The sequence below is a fragment of the Herbaspirillum chlorophenolicum genome, from assembly GCF_001189955.1.
Lineage (GTDB): Bacteria > Pseudomonadota > Gammaproteobacteria > Burkholderiales > Burkholderiaceae_D > Herbaspirillum > Herbaspirillum chlorophenolicum.
In genome coordinates this window covers 36,236-52,960 of the sequence record NZ_LFLT01000004.1, presented here as the reverse complement: position 1 = coordinate 52,960, position 16,725 = coordinate 36,236, and the positions used below count along the sequence as shown (strand labels likewise).

The 16,725-nt window shown below is 63.0% G+C and carries 13 protein-coding genes; 2 read left to right on the top strand and 11 right to left on the bottom strand.

Annotated features, from left to right (window positions below; all coding sequences use genetic code 11):
• Nucleotides 1-167: 167 nt before the first annotated feature.
• The 6 genes from AKL28_RS04380 to AKL28_RS04355 all read right to left on the bottom strand — a co-directional run bounded on the left by AKL28_RS04380 (nt 168) and on the right by AKL28_RS04355 (nt 6,944).
• Nucleotides 168-446: a putative quinol monooxygenase gene (locus AKL28_RS04380; RefSeq protein WP_050466940.1), complete on the bottom strand. Its 279-nt coding sequence runs from the start codon at nt 444-446 to the stop codon at nt 168-170.
• Between the two features lie 183 nt (nt 447-629).
• Nucleotides 630-2,231 carry an L-aspartate oxidase gene (gene nadB / locus AKL28_RS04375; protein ID WP_050466844.1) on the bottom strand — a complete coding sequence of 534 codons (1,602 nt, stop codon included), beginning with the start codon at nt 2,229-2,231 and terminating at the stop codon, nt 630-632.
• 156 nt (nt 2,232-2,387) lie between these two features.
• Nucleotides 2,388-3,599: a formate-dependent phosphoribosylglycinamide formyltransferase gene (gene purT, locus AKL28_RS04370; protein ID WP_050466843.1), complete on the bottom strand. Its 1,212-nt coding sequence runs from the start codon at nt 3,597-3,599 to the stop codon at nt 2,388-2,390.
• Between the two features lie 317 nt (nt 3,600-3,916).
• On the bottom strand, nt 3,917-4,225 hold the full coding sequence (locus AKL28_RS04365; RefSeq protein ID WP_050466842.1) for an AtuA-related protein: 309 nt from the start codon (nt 4,223-4,225) through the stop codon (nt 3,917-3,919).
• A gap of 1 nt (nt 4,226) precedes the next feature.
• On the bottom strand, nt 4,227-5,597 hold the full coding sequence (locus AKL28_RS04360) for an acyclic terpene utilization AtuA family protein (protein WP_050466841.1): 1,371 nt from the start codon (nt 5,595-5,597) through the stop codon (nt 4,227-4,229).
• A gap of 45 nt (nt 5,598-5,642) precedes the next feature.
• Complete coding sequence (locus AKL28_RS04355) at nt 5,643-6,944, bottom strand: CitMHS family transporter (RefSeq protein ID WP_050466840.1); 1,302 nt, start codon at nt 6,942-6,944, stop codon at nt 5,643-5,645.
• A 188-nt stretch (nt 6,945-7,132) separates the two neighbouring features.
• Here AKL28_RS04355 and AKL28_RS04350 point away from each other — a divergent pair, with 188 nt between their 5' ends.
• The gene (locus AKL28_RS04350; RefSeq protein WP_050466839.1) at nt 7,133-8,080 is read left to right on the top strand and encodes a LysR family transcriptional regulator; all 948 of its coding nucleotides are present in this window, start codon (nt 7,133-7,135) and stop codon (nt 8,078-8,080) included.
• A gap of 126 nt (nt 8,081-8,206) precedes the next feature.
• Here AKL28_RS04350 and AKL28_RS04345 read toward each other — a convergent pair whose 3' ends face one another.
• The 5 genes from AKL28_RS04345 to AKL28_RS04320 all read right to left on the bottom strand — a co-directional run bounded on the left by AKL28_RS04345 (nt 8,207) and on the right by AKL28_RS04320 (nt 15,735).
• Nucleotides 8,207-9,874, bottom strand: a complete 1,668-nt coding sequence (locus AKL28_RS04345) for an MFS transporter (RefSeq protein ID WP_050466838.1) — start codon at nt 9,872-9,874, stop codon at nt 8,207-8,209.
• 511 nt (nt 9,875-10,385) lie between these two features.
• Nucleotides 10,386-11,576, bottom strand: coding sequence for a TIGR03364 family FAD-dependent oxidoreductase (locus tag AKL28_RS04335; protein ID WP_050466836.1), 1,191 nt, complete (start codon nt 11,574-11,576; stop codon nt 10,386-10,388).
• A gap of 154 nt (nt 11,577-11,730) precedes the next feature.
• Nucleotides 11,731-12,714, bottom strand: coding sequence for a putative 2-aminoethylphosphonate ABC transporter substrate-binding protein (locus AKL28_RS04330; RefSeq protein ID WP_231602340.1), 984 nt, complete (start codon nt 12,712-12,714; stop codon nt 11,731-11,733).
• A 118-nt stretch (nt 12,715-12,832) separates the two neighbouring features.
• On the bottom strand, nt 12,833-14,587 hold the full coding sequence (locus AKL28_RS04325; protein ID WP_082221363.1) for a putative 2-aminoethylphosphonate ABC transporter permease subunit: 1,755 nt from the start codon (nt 14,585-14,587) through the stop codon (nt 12,833-12,835).
• Nucleotides 14,588-14,604: 17 nt separating this feature from the next.
• Nucleotides 14,605-15,735 (bottom strand): putative 2-aminoethylphosphonate ABC transporter ATP-binding protein, encoded by a 1,131-nt coding sequence (locus AKL28_RS04320; RefSeq protein ID WP_050466938.1) that lies wholly within the window; start codon nt 15,733-15,735, stop codon nt 14,605-14,607.
• A 334-nt stretch (nt 15,736-16,069) separates the two neighbouring features.
• Between AKL28_RS04320 and AKL28_RS04315 the strand changes: the two genes are divergently transcribed.
• The gene (locus AKL28_RS04315) at nt 16,070-16,594 is read left to right on the top strand and encodes a TonB family protein (RefSeq protein WP_050466834.1); all 525 of its coding nucleotides are present in this window, start codon (nt 16,070-16,072) and stop codon (nt 16,592-16,594) included.
• The last annotated feature ends 131 nt before the right edge of the window (nt 16,595-16,725 follow it).

Genomic DNA, 16,725 nt, shown 5'->3' with positions numbered 1-16,725 from the left:
GCAGATGGCTGCGCGGAAATAGGAAAAAGGGCCGTCGCACGGTGGGTATTCCGCAATGAAATAGGGAAAACGGCCAGTTGCCTGAATACGCCTCTCAGGCGGGAAATGGCCGATGATCGATGGCGGATATTACACCAGAGCGGCGATTGCACCGCATCCTGATCAGCTCAGGAATAGTAGGCGCCGGTGGGCGGCTCGGCCAGGAATTCCTTGGCCTGGCGAATGCTTTCGGGCGGCACGTGGCGCAGCGATTCCTTGTGTGCTTCCACGCTGTCCCAGACCTCGACGATGACGATGCGGCGCGGATCGCCGTGGTCTTGCAGCAGTTCGCAGGATTGGCAGCCGGCGGAGGCGCGCACGGCGGGCAGGATGCCCATCAGGAAGTTCTTCAGGTCGCTGGCGTGATGTTCTTGCGCACGGAAGCTGTTGATGCGGGTGATGCTCATGATGACCTCCTTGGCCGTTCGCTGGCGCAGCGCGCCATGCCTGGAGCGTGTTGCGCCGTGCATCCCAAGGCTGGAATGGACTGGGCCCGACACGCTCTTGTCGATGCTAGTCGCGCGCAGGGCGGCATGGCAAGGGGATTCGATGCTGCGCGGCGTCATCGGCCGCGCAGCCGCCGGACGGGCTTATAACCCCGGCAGGATGGTCGGCGTGGCGCGCGGCAGCGTGCGCGGGTAATCCTGGCTGAAATGCAGGCCGCGGCTTTCCTTGCGGGTGAGTGCGCTGGCCACGATCAACTGGGCCACGTCGACCAGGTTGCGCAGTTCCAGCAGGTCGCGCGTGATGCGGAAGTTGGCGTAGTACTCGTCAATCTCTTCCTTGAGCAGGCGGATGCGGTGCTGGGCGCGTTCCAGGCGCTTGTCGGTGCGCACGATGCTGACGTAGTTCCACATGAAGCGGCGCAGCTCGTCCCAGTTGTGGGCGATGACCACTTCCTCGTCGGCATCGGTGACGCGGCTTTCATCCCATTGCGGCACGTCGGCGACGGGCCTTGCGTTGGCGGCCAGTTCCCGTTCGATATCGCTTGCCGCCGAACGGCCCAGCACCAGGCATTCGAGCAGCGAATTGCTGGCCAGCCGGTTGGCGCCATGCAGGCCGGTGTAGGCGGTTTCGCCGACGGCATACAGGCCCGGCATGTCGGTGCGGCCGGCCATGTCGGTGACCACGCCGCCGCAGGTGTAGTGCGCGGCCGGCACCACCGGGATGGGCTGTTTGGTGATATCGATGCCGAACTCCAGGCAGCGCGCCATGATGGTCGGGAAATGTTCGCGGATGAATTCCGGGCTCTGGTGGCTGATGTCGAGGTCGACATGGTCCAGGCCGCGCTTTTTCATCTCGAAGTCGATGGCGCGCGCCACGATGTCGCGGGGGGCCAGTTCGGCGCGTTCATCATGCTCCGGCATGAACCGCGTGCCTGCCGCCGCACCGGCCGACTGCGGCAGCAGCAGGTGCGCGCCTTCGCCGCGCAGCGCTTCGCTGATCAGGAAGGACTTGGCGTAGGGATGGTAGAGGCAGGTCGGATGGAACTGGATGAATTCCATATTGGCCACCCGGCAACCGGCGCGCCAGGCCATGGCGATGCCGTCGCCGGTGGCCGAATCGGGGTTGGAGGTGTACAGGTAGACCTTGCCGGCGCCGCCGGTGGCCAGCACCGTATGGCGTGCGGCAATGGAAAGCACGCGTTCCGACTCCGTATCCTGCACATAGACGCCCAGGCAGCGCGCCTCGGCGCGGGGATCGAGCTTGCGGGCATGGATCAGGTCGATCGCGCAGTGGTGTTCCAGCAGGGTGATGTTGGGATGCGTGCGTACGCGCTGCTCCAGGGTTACCTGTACCGCATGGCCGGTGGCGTCGGCCGCATGGATGATGCGGCGCTGGCTGTGGCCGCCTTCGCGCGTCAGGTGGTAGCCCAGCTCGGCGCTGTCGTCGCGGGTGAACGGCACGCCTTGTTCGATCAGCCATTCGATGGCTTCGCGGCCATGTTCGACGATGAAGCGCGTGGCGCCTTCGTCGCACAGCCCGGCGCCGGCGACCAAGGTGTCGGCGATGTGCTGGCTGTGGCTGTCGCCGGAGTCGAGCACGGCAGCGATGCCGCCCTGGGCCCAGTTGCTGGCGCCGTCGAGCAGTTCGCCCTTGGAGACGACGACGACCCGGTGTTTTTCGGCGAGGTGGAGTGCAACGGAAAGACCGGCCAGACCGCTGCCGATGATGGCGACATCGAACTTCATGATCGTGAGCAACACTGCTGTTGTGTTAGGGGTGGGGCAGTGATTATAACCACCGTTGCGGTGGAAACTGTTTAGAGCGTTTGGGAAGGCGAAAACAAATCGGGCTCCGATTCGCATCGGAGCCCGGAGCAGGGGGCAGCAGCTTGCTATGCGTCCTTATTCGGGAATCACCGGCTTGACCTTGGCCGCAGCCTGCTTGGCGCGGATACGGGCCGATTCGATGTTTTCACCGGCGGCCAGCGCCACGCCCATGCGGCGGCGCTGGAAGGATTCCGGCTTGCCGAACAGGCGGATGTCCGCGCCGGGGATGCGCAATGCATCGGCCACGCCTTCGAAGGCGATCGCGCGGGCATCGTGCTGGCCGTAGATCACGGCGGAAGCGCCCGGGGTCTTCAGCGCAGTGTTGATCGGCAGGCCGAGGATGGCCTTGGCATGCAGTTCGAATTCGCTTTGCACCTGGCTGACCATGGTGACCATGCCGGTGTCGTGCGGACGCGGGCTGACTTCGGAGAACCACACCATGTCGCCCTTGACGAACAGCTCGACACCGAACAGACCCAGTCCGCCGAGGTTCTCGGTGACCTTGCGGGCGATGTCGCGGGCCTTTTCCAGCGCGGCCGCCGGCATCGGATGCGGCTGCCAGGATTCAACGTAATCGCCCTTGACCTGCACGTGGCCGATGGGGTCGCAGAAGCTGGTGATGGTGTCGCCGTTTTCATTGAGCGAACGCACGGTCAGCAGGGTGATTTCATAATCGAAATCGATAAAGCCTTCCACGATCACGCGGCCGGCATCGACGCGGCCGCCAGCTGCGGCGTAGTTCCACGCAGCCTCGACTTCATCGGGGCCATCGATCTTCGACTGGCCCTTGCCGGAGGAGGACATCACCGGCTTGATCACGCACGGGAAACCGATCTGCTGGACGGCAGCCTGCAGCTCTTCCAGGCTGTCGGCGAAGCGGTAGGGGGAGGTCGCCAGGTTCAGGGTCTCGCCGGCCAGGCGGCGGATGCCTTCACGGTTCATGGTCAGCCAGGCGGCGCGCGCGGTCGGGATGACGCGGGCTTTGCCGGCTTCTTCCAGCTTGACCAGCGTCTCGGTGGCGATCGCTTCGATTTCCGGCACCACCAAATCCGGCTGTTCCTTTTCGATCAGTGCCGCCAGCGCGGCGCCGTCGGTCATGTTGATCACGTGGGCACGATGTGCGACCTGATGGCCGGGCGCATTCTCGTAGCGGTCCACGGCGATCACTTCCACGCCCAGGCGCTGCAGCGCGATGATGACTTCCTTGCCGAGCTCGCCGGAGCCGAGCAGCATGACTTTGGTCGTCGATGGGGAAAGCGGAGTGCCGAGTCGGATTGGTTTTTTCATAACGGGAAGGGGGCGATCAGGAACAGACTGATCCGGTGCGAGGAATCGATAACGGCGGGACGATACCAAATCTTGCCGTGTTTGGACAGCCGCATTATTGGTAGTAATGCGGGCTGAATGCACGATATCGGCACAGGCTCCAAGAAATGATTTCCCTTTGGAAATCTTTTAAGGCGAGCCTGCAAACGTCCCCTGGCTCAACTTCTGTGTATGCACCACCAACAGAGCGCAATTGCCGATAAAGTGAAATGGCAGAAAGATATTTCGTTTGCGAATGCCAGCACCTTATTCCGATGAAAATCTTGCGTCGGAACGAATTATTTTTCGTTCAAATGCAAATTAAGCATCGCTCCCGAGAGCGATTTCCCATGTGCATCCAATGCCAATGAGCGAGTGACGCCACCGCCCAGTGCTTTTTGCATGACGAAGTTGAGGGCGCCCAGGTGCGGCAGCGCATGGCGCACCACCTCGCCATGCACGACGCCGGCGAAATGCTCGCGCACACGTTCGGCCGTAAGTTCACGCTCAAGCAGGGCATAGTCTTGCTGGCGATAGACGATCACGGAGATGTTGGAAATGTCGCCTTTGTCGCCGGCGCGGGAATGGGCAATGTCACGCAGCAGCATGTCAGATCTCCTCGAAATGGACCGATGTGTCCACCAGTTCGCGCGGCAGCAGCATGGACAGCACCGCGATCACTTCGCGCGCCGATTTGGTGGCGCCGCCGCCGCCGGCCGGGCCGTTGGTATAGAGCGTCTCGACTTCATTGCCGATGCGCACGGCCTCCTTCATGCCGGCGGTGCGGCCGGCGACGCGGGCGCGCACTTCAAACGGTTCGTGGGCAGCGCCGGCGGCCGACATTTCATCGCCGCAGATGGCGTTGATGCCGATCAGGTCGAAGCGCAATTCGTCGGCTTGCACGCCGGTCAGCTGCAGGCGTTCGCGCACGATGTCCAGCGCCAGTTGCGCGCGTGCCCGGGCGCCCGGGCCGGCATAGGAAATCTGGCCTTCGCCGATGAAGCTGTCGCGGTAGCCCAGCGTAGTCTTGAGCGTGGCAGTGCGGGGGCGGCCGCGGCCACCGCTGACGGCCACGCGGTCCGGGCCGATCTCCGCGATTTGCACTTGAGAGAAATCGGCCACTACGTCCGGCGTGAAGTAACTGCGCGGGTCATGGATTTCGTAGAGTAATTGCTCCTTGCAGGTTTGCGCCGTCACCTGGCCGCCGGAGCCGGCCACCTTGGTGATGACCACGCTGCCGTCGGCGCTGACTTCACCGATGGGGAAGCCCAGCCGCGCCAGTCCTGCCACATCCTTCTTGCCCGGATCGGCGAAGTAGCCGCCGGTGATCTGGCCGGCGCATTCCAGCAGATGGCCCACCAGCGTGCCTTGGCCCAGCTTGTCCCAATCGTCCGCGGCCCAGCCGAATTCATGCACCAGCGGCGCCAGCACCAGCGCCGGGTCGGCCACGCGGCCGGTGACCACGACATCGGCGCCGCCTTCGAGCGCCTCGACGATGGGAGCGATGCCGAGATAAGCGTTGGCCGAGATCAGCTTGTCGCCCAGCGAGGCGACTGGCTGGCCGTTGTCTTCGATGGTGAAATTGCCGCGCTTGAGCACATCCAGCACGTCATCGCCGCTGACGGCAGCGATCTTGAGCTGCTTCAGGCCGATCTCTTGGGCGATTTCCCGGATGCGGCGCGCGGCGGCTCGCGGATTGGCCGCGCCCATGTTGGTGATGATGCGGATGCCCTTTTCGGCGCAGGTCTTGAGTACCGCATGCATGCGTTCGGCCAGCAGCGGGTCGTAACCCTTGGCCGGGTCGGCCAGGCGCGCTTGCTGGCCGATGGCGATGGTGCGTTCGGCCAGGCATTCGAATACCAGGTAATCGATATCGCCTTTCTCGGCCAGTTCCAGTGCCGGTTCGATACGGTCGCCCGAGTAGCCGGCGCCGGCGCCGATGCGCACCACGCGTTGCGAAGAGTCAGTTGTGCTGTTCATGCCGCTATCCAATTCCGTGCAAGACAAATTGCTTTCCGCCGCCGCTTAGAACAGCGGGAACAGGCCCATCACCACGCAGGCGATGGTCATGACGACCGATGCGCCGAACAGGAACGGGATGGTGTATTTCTGGTGGTCGGCCAGTTCGATGCCGGCCAGGCCGCACACCAGGAAGGTCGCAGGTGTGAGCGGGCTGACCGGGAAGCCGGTGGTCATCTGGCCCAGCAATGCGGCCTGCGCCACCTGGATGGTCGGTACGCCCAGCATGTGGCTGACTTCCGCGATCACCGGCAGCACGCCGAAGTAGAACGAGTCCGGATCGAACAGCAGCGACAGCGGCATCGACAGGACACCCAGCACCACCGGGATATGTCCGGCCATCTCGGGCGGCACGAAGCCCACTGCGGTCTTGGCCATGGCGGTGAGCATGCCGGACTTGGTCATGATGCCGGTGAACACGCCGGCGGCGAACAGGATGCTGGCCATCAGCAGCGCCGCCTTGGCATGCGCGTCGATACGGGCGCGCTGCATGTTGACGTCGCGGTAGTTGATCATCAGCGCCAACACCACGCCGATCATGAACATCACCACCGGATCGACCTTGCCGCTGATCATCACGCCCAGCACGAACACGGTCAGCACGATGTTGATCCAGAAGTTTTGCGGGCGGCGGATCTTTTTCTGTTCTTCGGTCAGTTCATGCTGCTGCACAAAGCCCACGTTCGACCCCTTGCCCAGGCCCAGGCGGCGTTCTTCCTTCAGGCCCAGCAGGTAAGACGCGATGAAGACAAAGGTCAGGCCGACCAGCTGGATGGGGATGAGCGGGGTGAAGATGTCGGACACCGGGATATGCAGCGCCGCCGAGGCGCGGATCATCGGGCCGGTCCACGGCAGGAAGTTGACGCCGGCCGCCATCGAGGCCACGCAAGCCAGGATGCGCTTGTCGATGCCCAGGCGGTCGTACAGCGGCAGCATGGCCGGGATGGTGATCAGGAAGGTCACCGCGCCGGAGCCGTCCAGGTGGATCAGCAGCGCCAGCAGGGCAGTGCCGGGCACGATGCGCGAGGGGCGGCTGCCGACGGTCTTGAGGATGCGGCTGATGATGGGATCGAGCATGCCGGCATCGGTGACGATGCCGAAGAACAGGATGGCAAAGACAAACATGCCGGCCACCGGTGCGATCGAGGTCACGCCGGAGACAATGAATTTTGAGGTCTGCAATCCGAAGCCGCCTACCAGGGCCGCGACGATGGGAATGGCGATCAGCGCCACCAGCGGCGACATCTTCTTGGTGAGGATGGCGGTGAACAACAGGACGATCGTGACAAAGCCGAGCAGGGCAAGCATGCGTGTCTCCAGGATTTTTAGTGGCTGTTCTTATTCGATTTCCACTACGGCCGGGCTTGATTCTTCTGTACGGGTCGGGCGCATAGTGAAAGCACTGCGAGTGTAGGTTTTGGCTAATTTTGTTGTAAAGTTGATTTTTTCGATTGATTGATCGGATTATCAGATTAATCGACATCTTCCGGACAACCATGCAAACCAACATCTCGACCCGCCTGCTGCAGGCCTTCCTGGCGCTGGCCGACTGCCGCCATTTCGGCCATGCGGCCGAGCGCTGCCATGTTTCGCAGTCGGCGTTCAGCGTGATGATCCAGAAGCTGGAAGCCGCTGCCGGCGCCCGGCTGTTCGAGCGCGACACGCGCAATGTGACGCTCACGCCGGAAGGGGAACTGTTCGTGGAGGTGGCGCGCCAACTGGTGGCCGATATCGAATCGGCTTTCTCCAACATGAGCGACTATGTGGCGCGCCGCAAGGGCCGGGTCGCCATTGCCGCATTGCCTTCGCTGGCGGCCGGCTGGCTGCCGCCGGTGCTGGCGGAGTACCGACGGCTCTATCCGGGGGTGACGGTGGAATTGTTCGACGCCATTTCAGACCATTGCCTGGACCTGCTGCGCCACGGCAAGGCCGATATTGCGTTGACCGCACCGGGTCCCAATCTCCTGGAGTTCGATACCCGGCCGCTATGCTCCGATCCGTTCTATCTGGTGTGCCGGCGCGACCATAAGCTGGCCGGCAAACGGCGCATCAAGATAAGCCAACTGGCCGGCTGCGAGCTGATCCACCTGGCGCGCTCGACCAGCGTGCGCCAGCATCTGGATGCGATGCTGCATCCCAGCGGGACAGTCAACACCGGGCTCGAAGTGGAGCATCTGGCGACGGTGGCGGCGCTGATCGAAAGTGGCCTTGGCGTGAGCGTGGTGCCTGAGTTGACGCTGTTCCAGTTTCGCCTTCCCAATCTGGTGGCGATCCCGCTGGATGCGCCGGAGCTGGTGCGGCCGCTCCTGATCGTCACGCCCAAGGAACGCAGTCTGTCGATCGCGGCGCAGGGCTTGCTGGCGTTGGTGGAAGAGAAAGCGACAGCGGAAATGGGAAATGCGGAGAAAGGGCGGCCGCCGGCAGGCAAGCGCGGCGCCAAATAAAAAAGCCGATCGGATATCCGGTTCCGATCGGCCCAACGATTGAAGGAATAATTGTTTGCTTTTGATCTCGCCGTCCTGCGCAACCCAAGCTGCTGCAGGACGGCGCCCCCACCATCTACTCCCGATTTAGTCGGCAGCGTAAATGTTGTTGTGAACGCTTTCTTTCACAAAGAACAGACCGATCACGAAGGTCGCCAGGGCGATCACGATCGGGTACCACAGGCCGTAGTAGATGTCGCCCTTGAAGGCCACCAGCGCGAACGAGGTAGTCGGCAGCAGGCCGCCGAACCAGCCATTGCCGATGTGGTAAGGCATGGACATCGAGGTGTAGCGGATGCGGGTCGGGAACATTTCGACCAGCGCTGCGGCGATCGGGCCGTACACCATGGTCACGTACAGCACCAGGATGAACAGCAGCAACAGGACCATCGGCTTGTTCATCTGATCCGGATCGGCCTTGCTCGGATAGCCTGCGGCCTTGATGTCGTCAGCCAGTTCCTTGGACAGGGCCTTGTCTTTCTCAGCGGCTTCTTCCTTGGACAAGGTGGCGGCGTCATACGAAGTGATGACCTTGTCGCCGATCGTGATGGTGGCCACCGAACCCGGTGCGCCGGCCACGTTCTCGTAGTTCACCGATGCGGCCGACAGCTTGGCCTTGACGATGTCGCACGAGGAGGTGAACTTCTTGGTGCCGGTCGGGTTGAACTGGAATTGGCAGTTTGCCGGGTCCGCGGTCACGATCACCGGAGCCTTCTTCAGTGCGGCTTCCAGTGCCGGGTTGGCGAAGTGGGTCAGGCCGCTGAAGATCGGGAAGTAGGTCAGCGCAGCAATCAGGCAGCCGCCCAGGATGATGGGCTTGCGGCCGATCTTGTCGGACAGCGAACCGAAGAAGATGAAGAACGGCGTGGCCAGCAGCAGTGCCAGTGCGATCAGGATATTGGCGGTGGCGCCGTCGACCTTCAGCGATTGCGTCAGGAAGAACAACGCGTAGAACTGGCCGGTGTACCACACCACAGCCTGGCCGGCGGTCAGGCCGATCAGCGCCAGGATCACCAGCTTCAGGTTTTTCCATTGGCCGAAAGCTTCGGTCAGCGGAGCCTTGGAGATCTTGCCTTCGGACTTCATCTTCAGGAACGCCGGCGATTCATTCATCGACAGGCGGATCCACACCGAGATGGCCAGCAGCAGGATGGAGACCAGGAACGGAATGCGCCAGCCCCAATCGGCAAAGGCGGCTTCACCCACCGAGGTGCGCACACCCAGGATCACCAGCAGCGACAGGAACAGACCCAGGGTCGCTGTCGTCTGGATCCATGCGGTGAAGGCTCCGCGGCGGCCTTCCGGCGCGTGCTCGGCCACATAAGTGGCGGCGCCGCCGTATTCACCACCCAGCGCCAGACCTTGCAGGATGCGCAGGATGATCAGGACGATCGGCGCGGTGATGCCGATCGAGTTGTAGTTAGGCAGGATGCCGACGATGAAGGTCGACGCGCCCATGATCAGGATGGTTACCAGGAAGGTATATTTGCGGCCCACCAGGTCACCCAGGCGGCCGAACACCAGTGCGCCGAACGGGCGCACGATGAAGCCCGCGGCAAACGCCAGCAGCGCGAAGATGAACGCGGTGTTGGGGTCGGTGCCGGCGAAGAACTGCTTGGCGATAATAGCCGCCAGCGAGCCGTACAGGTAAAAGTCATACCATTCGAAAACGGTGCCGAGAGAGGACGCGAAAATGACCTTGCGCTCCTCAGGTGTGATGCCGCGCGCAGTCGTGTTGACTGATGCTGTCGTCATGCTGGTCTCCTAGTTTTAATTGATTGGCTGATGCATGGCCGAATGGGGCGTTATGCAAGAACGCAGTGGAGATGCCATGACTGTGCGACGCCATCCCCGTTTTTGAATCCGCCGACGATTCCGCCCCTGCGGTAACCGTCAACCGATCCATACACAAACTGCGATATTCGTTCCGCATTGCTTGCGTAATGGCCCACTTGTCCACGCGCCGAGTGTGCGACTCAAAACTTACGCAGGACTTGCTTGAAACTTACACAGGCTTACAGGAAAAGAGCGGCGGAATTGGTTGCGATGCAGCATGGGGAGGCCATGCTGGGCATGCACCTCAGGCGGAAAGGGCTTTTGCGGTGCAGCGGCTGGAGCGGGAGTGCAGACGGGGAATTTCTTGGCCATCAATATTGTTGGCGAAGCCTGATGCCGGGGCTTCTCTTGCATGTCGTCCTGATGAAGGTCAGGACCCGGTGCCGTGCATCGCGTTTCAATGCGCGTTGAGCGGCACCGGGTTGCGTCCTTATGCCAGCGCCGTGACCGGCGCTACGACGGCGTTGCCCGAGGGCAGGGCATCACCGGCCAGCAGCGCCTTCATCACGCGCTCGCCCAACCCGAGGCCGACGCTCATGCCGATACCGGTGTGCATCAGCACGGCCGTGGTCTTGTCATCGATCGGCAGTGCCGAGAACGGACCCGGGCCCTTGCTGCCGTACACGCCTTGCCAGCGTTCGAGCACCTGTACGCGCGTGGCCAGCGTATGTTCGGCCAGGCCGATCATCAACTGGTCGATCTCTTCGCTGTTGAAAGGCGGAGAGTCGGTGCCGTAGTAGTGCGAATCGCCGATGATCAGTTCCTGGTAGGGCGTCGGGCTGACCAGCAGATGGATGCCGTGCTTGTTGAGCAGCGGCGCGGTCTGGTCGATTTCGGCATGCACCGCACGCGCGGTGGGCAGGTCGGAGAAGGCGCCGTAGTGGGTGCAGGAGAGGCCGGTCAGCACGGCGTGCGTCAGCGGCAGCGCGTCTTCGGTCTTCACGCGCAGCATCTGCAGGCGGCATTGCTTCAGGTTCATCGCTTGCAGCTTGTCGGCGAACAGGGTCTGGTAGTCATGGCCGGAACAGATGATCACGCGTTCGGCGCGGAATTCGCCGGCGGTGCTGGAGATGTGTCCATCGCCCACGCCATGCACCAGCGTATTGAAGCGGAAATGCACGCCCTGCGAATGCAGGTAGGCCACCAGGGCCGGCATGGCTTCGCGTGAATACAGCTGCAGGTCTTCGGTGCCATGCAGGGCTGCGAGATGATGGCTGAAACGGCCGTTGTAGAGGGTGTTGAGCTTGTCGCCTTGCAGCAGCGAGGCGCGGTATTCATATTGGCGTGCGCGCACGATCATGAATTCCTGCAGCACGTCACGTTCGGCTTCGGTGCGGGCGAACAGCAGGGTGCCGGCTTCGCGCGCGCTGAAATTGGCGCGTGTCGACAGGTGGAGCCACAGTTCGCGGCTTTCGCGGGCCAGGTCCAGCATGATGCCGGGCGGCTGGCCGGTGACCAGGCCCATGCCGAAATTGCGGATCGATGCGCCCAGCGGAGTACCGGTGCGCTCGAATACGGCCACGCGCAGGCCGCGCTTGACGGCGGCGTAGGCGTGCGCCAGGCCGAGGATACCGGAGCCGACCACGGCCAGGTCGAAGTGGTGGGGATCGGTGCTGTTCATAAATGCTCCATCTGATTCTGTTTGCAAAGATGTCGTTGTTGCGTACCAGGTTCTAAGCGGGCGCTCTGGCGTCACCCGTCGGTTGCTGCTGTTCCTCTCGCGGCCTGCGCCACCGAGCGGTGGCGCAGGTTGTACTACCTTGTTACTGTGCGGCTTATTGCTTCTTCTCAGCCTTGCTTTCGTAGCGCTTGCTCCACTCGGTCAGGATGCGGTCGCGGTTGGTGCTGGCCCAGGTGAAGTCGTTCTTGACCAGGCGCTTTTCGTAGTCGGCCGGCAGCAGCTCGTCCGGCTTGGCGATGCCAGGCATGGCGACCACTGCGAAGTTCTTCTCGTACAAGGTCATGGCTTCCTTGCTGGCGGAGAAGTCGGCCAGTTTTTTCGCGGCTTCCAGGTTCTTGGTGCCCTTGACGATGGCAGTGGCTTCGATGTCCCAGCCCAGTCCTTCGGACGGGAGGATCACGTCGATCGGCGCGCCTTCCTTCTTGGTCTTCACGGCGCGGTATTCAAACGCGATGCCGATCGGGAACTCGCCGGTGGCAGCCTGCTTGCAGGGCTTGGAACCGGAGTGGGTGTACTGGCCGATGTTCTTGTGCAAGGCGTCCATGTAGGCCCAGCCCTTGTCTTCGCCCATCATTTGCAGCCAGGCGGACACGTCCAGGTAACCGGTGCCGGAGGAGGCCGGGTGCGGCATCACGATCTTGCCGGCGTAGACCGGCTTGGTCAGGTCGGCCCAGGAAGTCGGCTTGGGCAGGCCCAGTTTTTGCGCTTCCACGGTGTTGAAGCAGATCGCCGAAGCCCACACGTCCATGCCGACCCAGGCCGGTGGATTGGCGGCGCTGCGGTACTTGGCTTCGATGTTGGACAGGGTCTTGGGGGCGTATGGGGTCAGCATGCCTTCCTTGTCCAGCATGGCCAGGCTGGTGGCGGCCAGGCCCCAGATCACGTCGGCTTGCGGGTTGGCCTTTTCAGCCAGCAGCTTGGCGGTGACGATGCCGGTGGAGTCGCGTACCCACTTGATTTCGATATCCGGGTTGGCCTTCTGGAAAGCGGCCTGGTAAGCCTTGATCTGGTCCGCTTCGAGGGCGGTATAGACCGTCAGCGTGGTGGCGGCATGCGCGGCCTGTGCCGAGAACAGCATGCCGGCGCCGATGACCGATGCGAGCAGTTTGAACAGCTTGGTTTTTTTCATGATGGCCTTTGGATGGGCTGGGTTGAAATAGCGTCCGTAGAACGCCGGATGGAAAACAAGGTTTGGATCAATGGGCGCGTGCGCCGCGCCACGCCTGGGCACGGGCAATCCAGCGGCTGCCGGCGGCGTGCATCAGCAGCGAGGCGGCGGCCGAGGTCAGCAGGATCAGCGTCGACATCGCCGCGGCCGGGCCGACATCGCCGGCGTCGTCCATGTTGAGTACGGCGACCGAGGCCAGCACGGTGTCTGGGCGGTACAGGAAGATCACCGCCGAAACCGTCGTCATCGACGACACGAACAGGTAGCGGAAGATCTCCAGCAGCGCCGGCAGGCACAGTGGCACGGTGATGCGCACGAAGGTCTTGAGCAAGGGCACCTTCAGCGACAGCGAGGCGGCTTCGAATTCAGGATCGAGCTGCTTGAGCGCGGTGACGGCGGTCAGGTGGGCGGTGGTGTAGAAGTGCACCACCGAACACACCACCAGCAGCGCCATCGTGCCGTACAGGAAATTGAACGGGTTGGCGGGATGGTTGAAGAACAGCAGGGTGCCCAGGCCCAGCACCAGGCCGGGCACTGCCATCGGCAGGAAGCACAGGAATCGCAGCATCGGGCCGAGCAAGGCCGGGCCGCGCGTCTTTTCCATCAGCCAGGCGCCGGTGAAGATCACGAGGGTGCCGGCGATGCTGGTGCCGCAGGCCAGCCTGAGGCTGTTCCAGTAGGCCAGCCAGCCGCCGCCGTCCATGTTGTCGAAGTCGTAGTGCTGCAGCGTGAGCTGCAGGTTATAGGGCCACAGCTTGACCAGCGAGGCGCCGATGGCGACTGCGATCATGATCAGGATGGCGGCGGCGAGGATGGTCACTGCCATCAGGTTGGCGCCGTCGCGGCGCCAGTCCGGGCGCGGCACATAGGATTCGGAGCGGCTGCTCATCTGGGCGCGCTGGCGGCGCTGCAGCCAGGCGTCGACAGCAAAGGTGAGCACCGCCGGCACCAGCAGCAACAGGCCGATCAGCGCGCCGCGGCCGAACTGCTGCTGGCCGACCACTGCCTTGTAGGCTTCCACCGCCAGCACGCTGTAGGCGCCGCCGACGATCTTGGGGACGCCGAAATCGGTGATGGTGAGCGTAAATACCAGGCAGAACGCGCCGAAGATGCCATAGCGCGTGGCCGGCAGGGTGACGCTCTTGAAGGTGCGCCAGCGCGACGAGCCCATGGCGGCGGCGGCGTCGTACAGACGGCCATCCGCTTGCGACAAGGCTGAGAGCAAGATCATCAGCGCATGCGGGAAGGTGTAGAACACTTCGCCCAGCAGGATGCCCCAGAAACCGTAGATGCTGCCGTCCATCCATTCCTTGAACAGGCCCTGGTTGCCGAACAGGTAGATCAGCGCGATGCCCGGCAACAGCGACGGCGCCAGCAGCGGCAAGAGCCCGATGCCGCGCCACACCGGTTTGAGCGGGATGCAGGTGCGCTGCAGGGCGTAGGCAAAAATATAGGCCAACGGCACCGTGACCAGCGCGGTGGAAAAAGACACCCACAGGCTGCGGCCCAGCATCGGCAGGAAATTGATATTGGAGAACAGTGCGGTGAACGGCTGCAAGCCGGCCCAGCGGCCTTCCGGTGTGAGCACTGCCTGCATCAGGATGAAGACCAGCGGGCCGGCCATCCCCAGCAGCAGAACGGCCAGCAATAGCCACTTGAGGCCGGTAACCAATAATTGGCTGCGGTCTGCCTTGCCCTGCGTCCGATTGACGGCATTGGCCCCGCCGCTGTGCAGGCTCGGCGTACCCAGGTCGGGCATGGCAGTGGTGGCGGTGGAATTCATCGCGGCGCCGTTTTTCATCAAACGAAGACCTGCAGCGATTGGCGCGGCAGCGCAATCCAGATGCCGTCGCCGCCGTGGATGGCGCCGAGCCGGTCATGCGCGTCGCCCATGACGTCGGCCATCAGCGTCTGCCCTGGCAGGGCATCGGCTGCGAGGGCGATGCGATAGCGGTTGCCGAGATAGATGCGGTCGATCATCCGGGCACGGAAGCGGTTGGCGGCTTGCTCGCCGGGAAACAGGTCGACTGCTTCCGGGCGGCAGAACAGGCGGCCGCTGGACAGTTCTTCTTCCTCCGGCTGGATTTCCAGTTGCAGCGAACCGACCGCGACCTGGGAGCCCGAGATCCGGGTGAAAGGCAGCCAGTTGGACTGGCCGATGAAGTCGGCCACGAAGGGGGAAGCCGGGCGGCGGTAGATCTCGTCGGGCGTGCCGAATTGTTCGATGCGGCCGCGGTTCATCACGGCGATGCGGTCGGCCATCACCATGGCCTCTTCCTGATCGTGCGTGACCATCAGGGTGGTGATGCGGAATTCCTTTTGCAGGCGGCGGATTTCCAGTTGCAGGTGTTCGCGTACCTGTGCGTCCAATGCGGACAGTGGTTCGTCAAGCAGCAGCAGCGAAGGCGAAGGCGCCAGCGCGCGCGCCAGCGCCACGCGCTGCTGCTGGCCGCCGGAGAGCTGGCCGGGATATTTGCGCTCGCTGCCGGCCAGGCCCACCATGCCCAGCATCTCGGTCACGCGCTCGCGCTTTTGCTGGCGCGACAGCTTGCGTTGGGCGGCGGCAGCATTGAGGCCGTAGGCGACGTTGTCTTCCACGGTGAGATTGGGGAACAGCGCGTACGACTGGAACAGGATGCCGTAATCGCGTGCCTGCGGCGGCAACTGCGAGATGTCGCGTCCGCCGGCCTGAAGGCTGCCGGTATCCTGGCGTTCCAGGCCGGCGATGGTACGCAGGAGGGTGGTCTTGCCGCAGCCTGACGGCCCCAGCAGGCAAACCATTTCCCCGTGCCTGACTTCCAGCGAAACGCTGTCTAACGCGGTGAAGGCGCCGAAGCGCTTGTCGATGCCGCGCACCGACAGGAAAGTCTCGCTGCCATCGGTATGGGGCAGATGGTCGGCGTGGGGCGGAAGGAGGGAAGAGGTCTGCATCATCTGGTTGGTCTCGCTGGTGGCGCGGCTGGGCCGCAACGCTGCCGCAATCGTTTGTTATGCTTGCAAAAAATCAGCGCTGTAGCGCATTTGCGGGCGTTGTCGGTCTCAAGGCAAGCGGATGTTACGGTGCAAATATGACTGCTGGATGACAGCTCTCTCTGTGATAGCGGGGTAATATCCGACCTATAGGTTGAAGTTATGGATGGTGTGGTTTACGGGCTGGATGAAGGGAATGGCGGCGCTGATATAGTGTCGACATTCCTGAGCGCGGGCTCGCAAGGCGGCAAGCCGTTGCCGGGCCGCAATCGATGGACATGCCGGGAGAACGAATATGGGTAAAGCAAGGAAGCGAACATATCGCGGGCCATCCCGGCTGACGCTGGCCAGGATCGGCGCAGCGGCATTGCTGGCCGCCTGTTCGGGGCCGCAGAGCACGCAGCAGCAGCGCGACGAGTTGGCCAAGTCCCTCATCGAACAGAAAAAGACCACGCCGGACGGCACATCGACGGCAACTACCACCAATGGCTATAAGCAGGACCTGGCCAAGCGCATCTCGCAGGTGAATTTCACCAGTGTCTATGTCGAGCGCCCGCAGGCGTTGCTGCGGTCGGTGATCGTGGTCAAGTATGTGGTCGACCGCGACGGCAACCTGGTCAAGAGCGAGATCCTGCGCAGCAACCGCGACAAGCAGGCCGAGGCCAGTGCGCTGGGCAGCCTGAAAAATACGGCGCCTTTTCCCAAGCCGCCGGAGGCGTTGCTGCAGCACGGCCGTATCGAATTCTCCGAAAGTTGGCTGTTCAATAACGACGGGCGCTTCCAGTTGCGCAGCGTGGCGCTGGCGCAGATGGGCGAATGAATGCAGGCATCTGCGGCAGGCGCGGGGATGTTGCCCGGGATTGGCATGTGTATAATGTCGCGCGTGCACGACTGAGTGCGTGCGCCTGAGCGGTTGCCGCTCCGCCGGATCAGGGCGAACGTGAGTTCGCC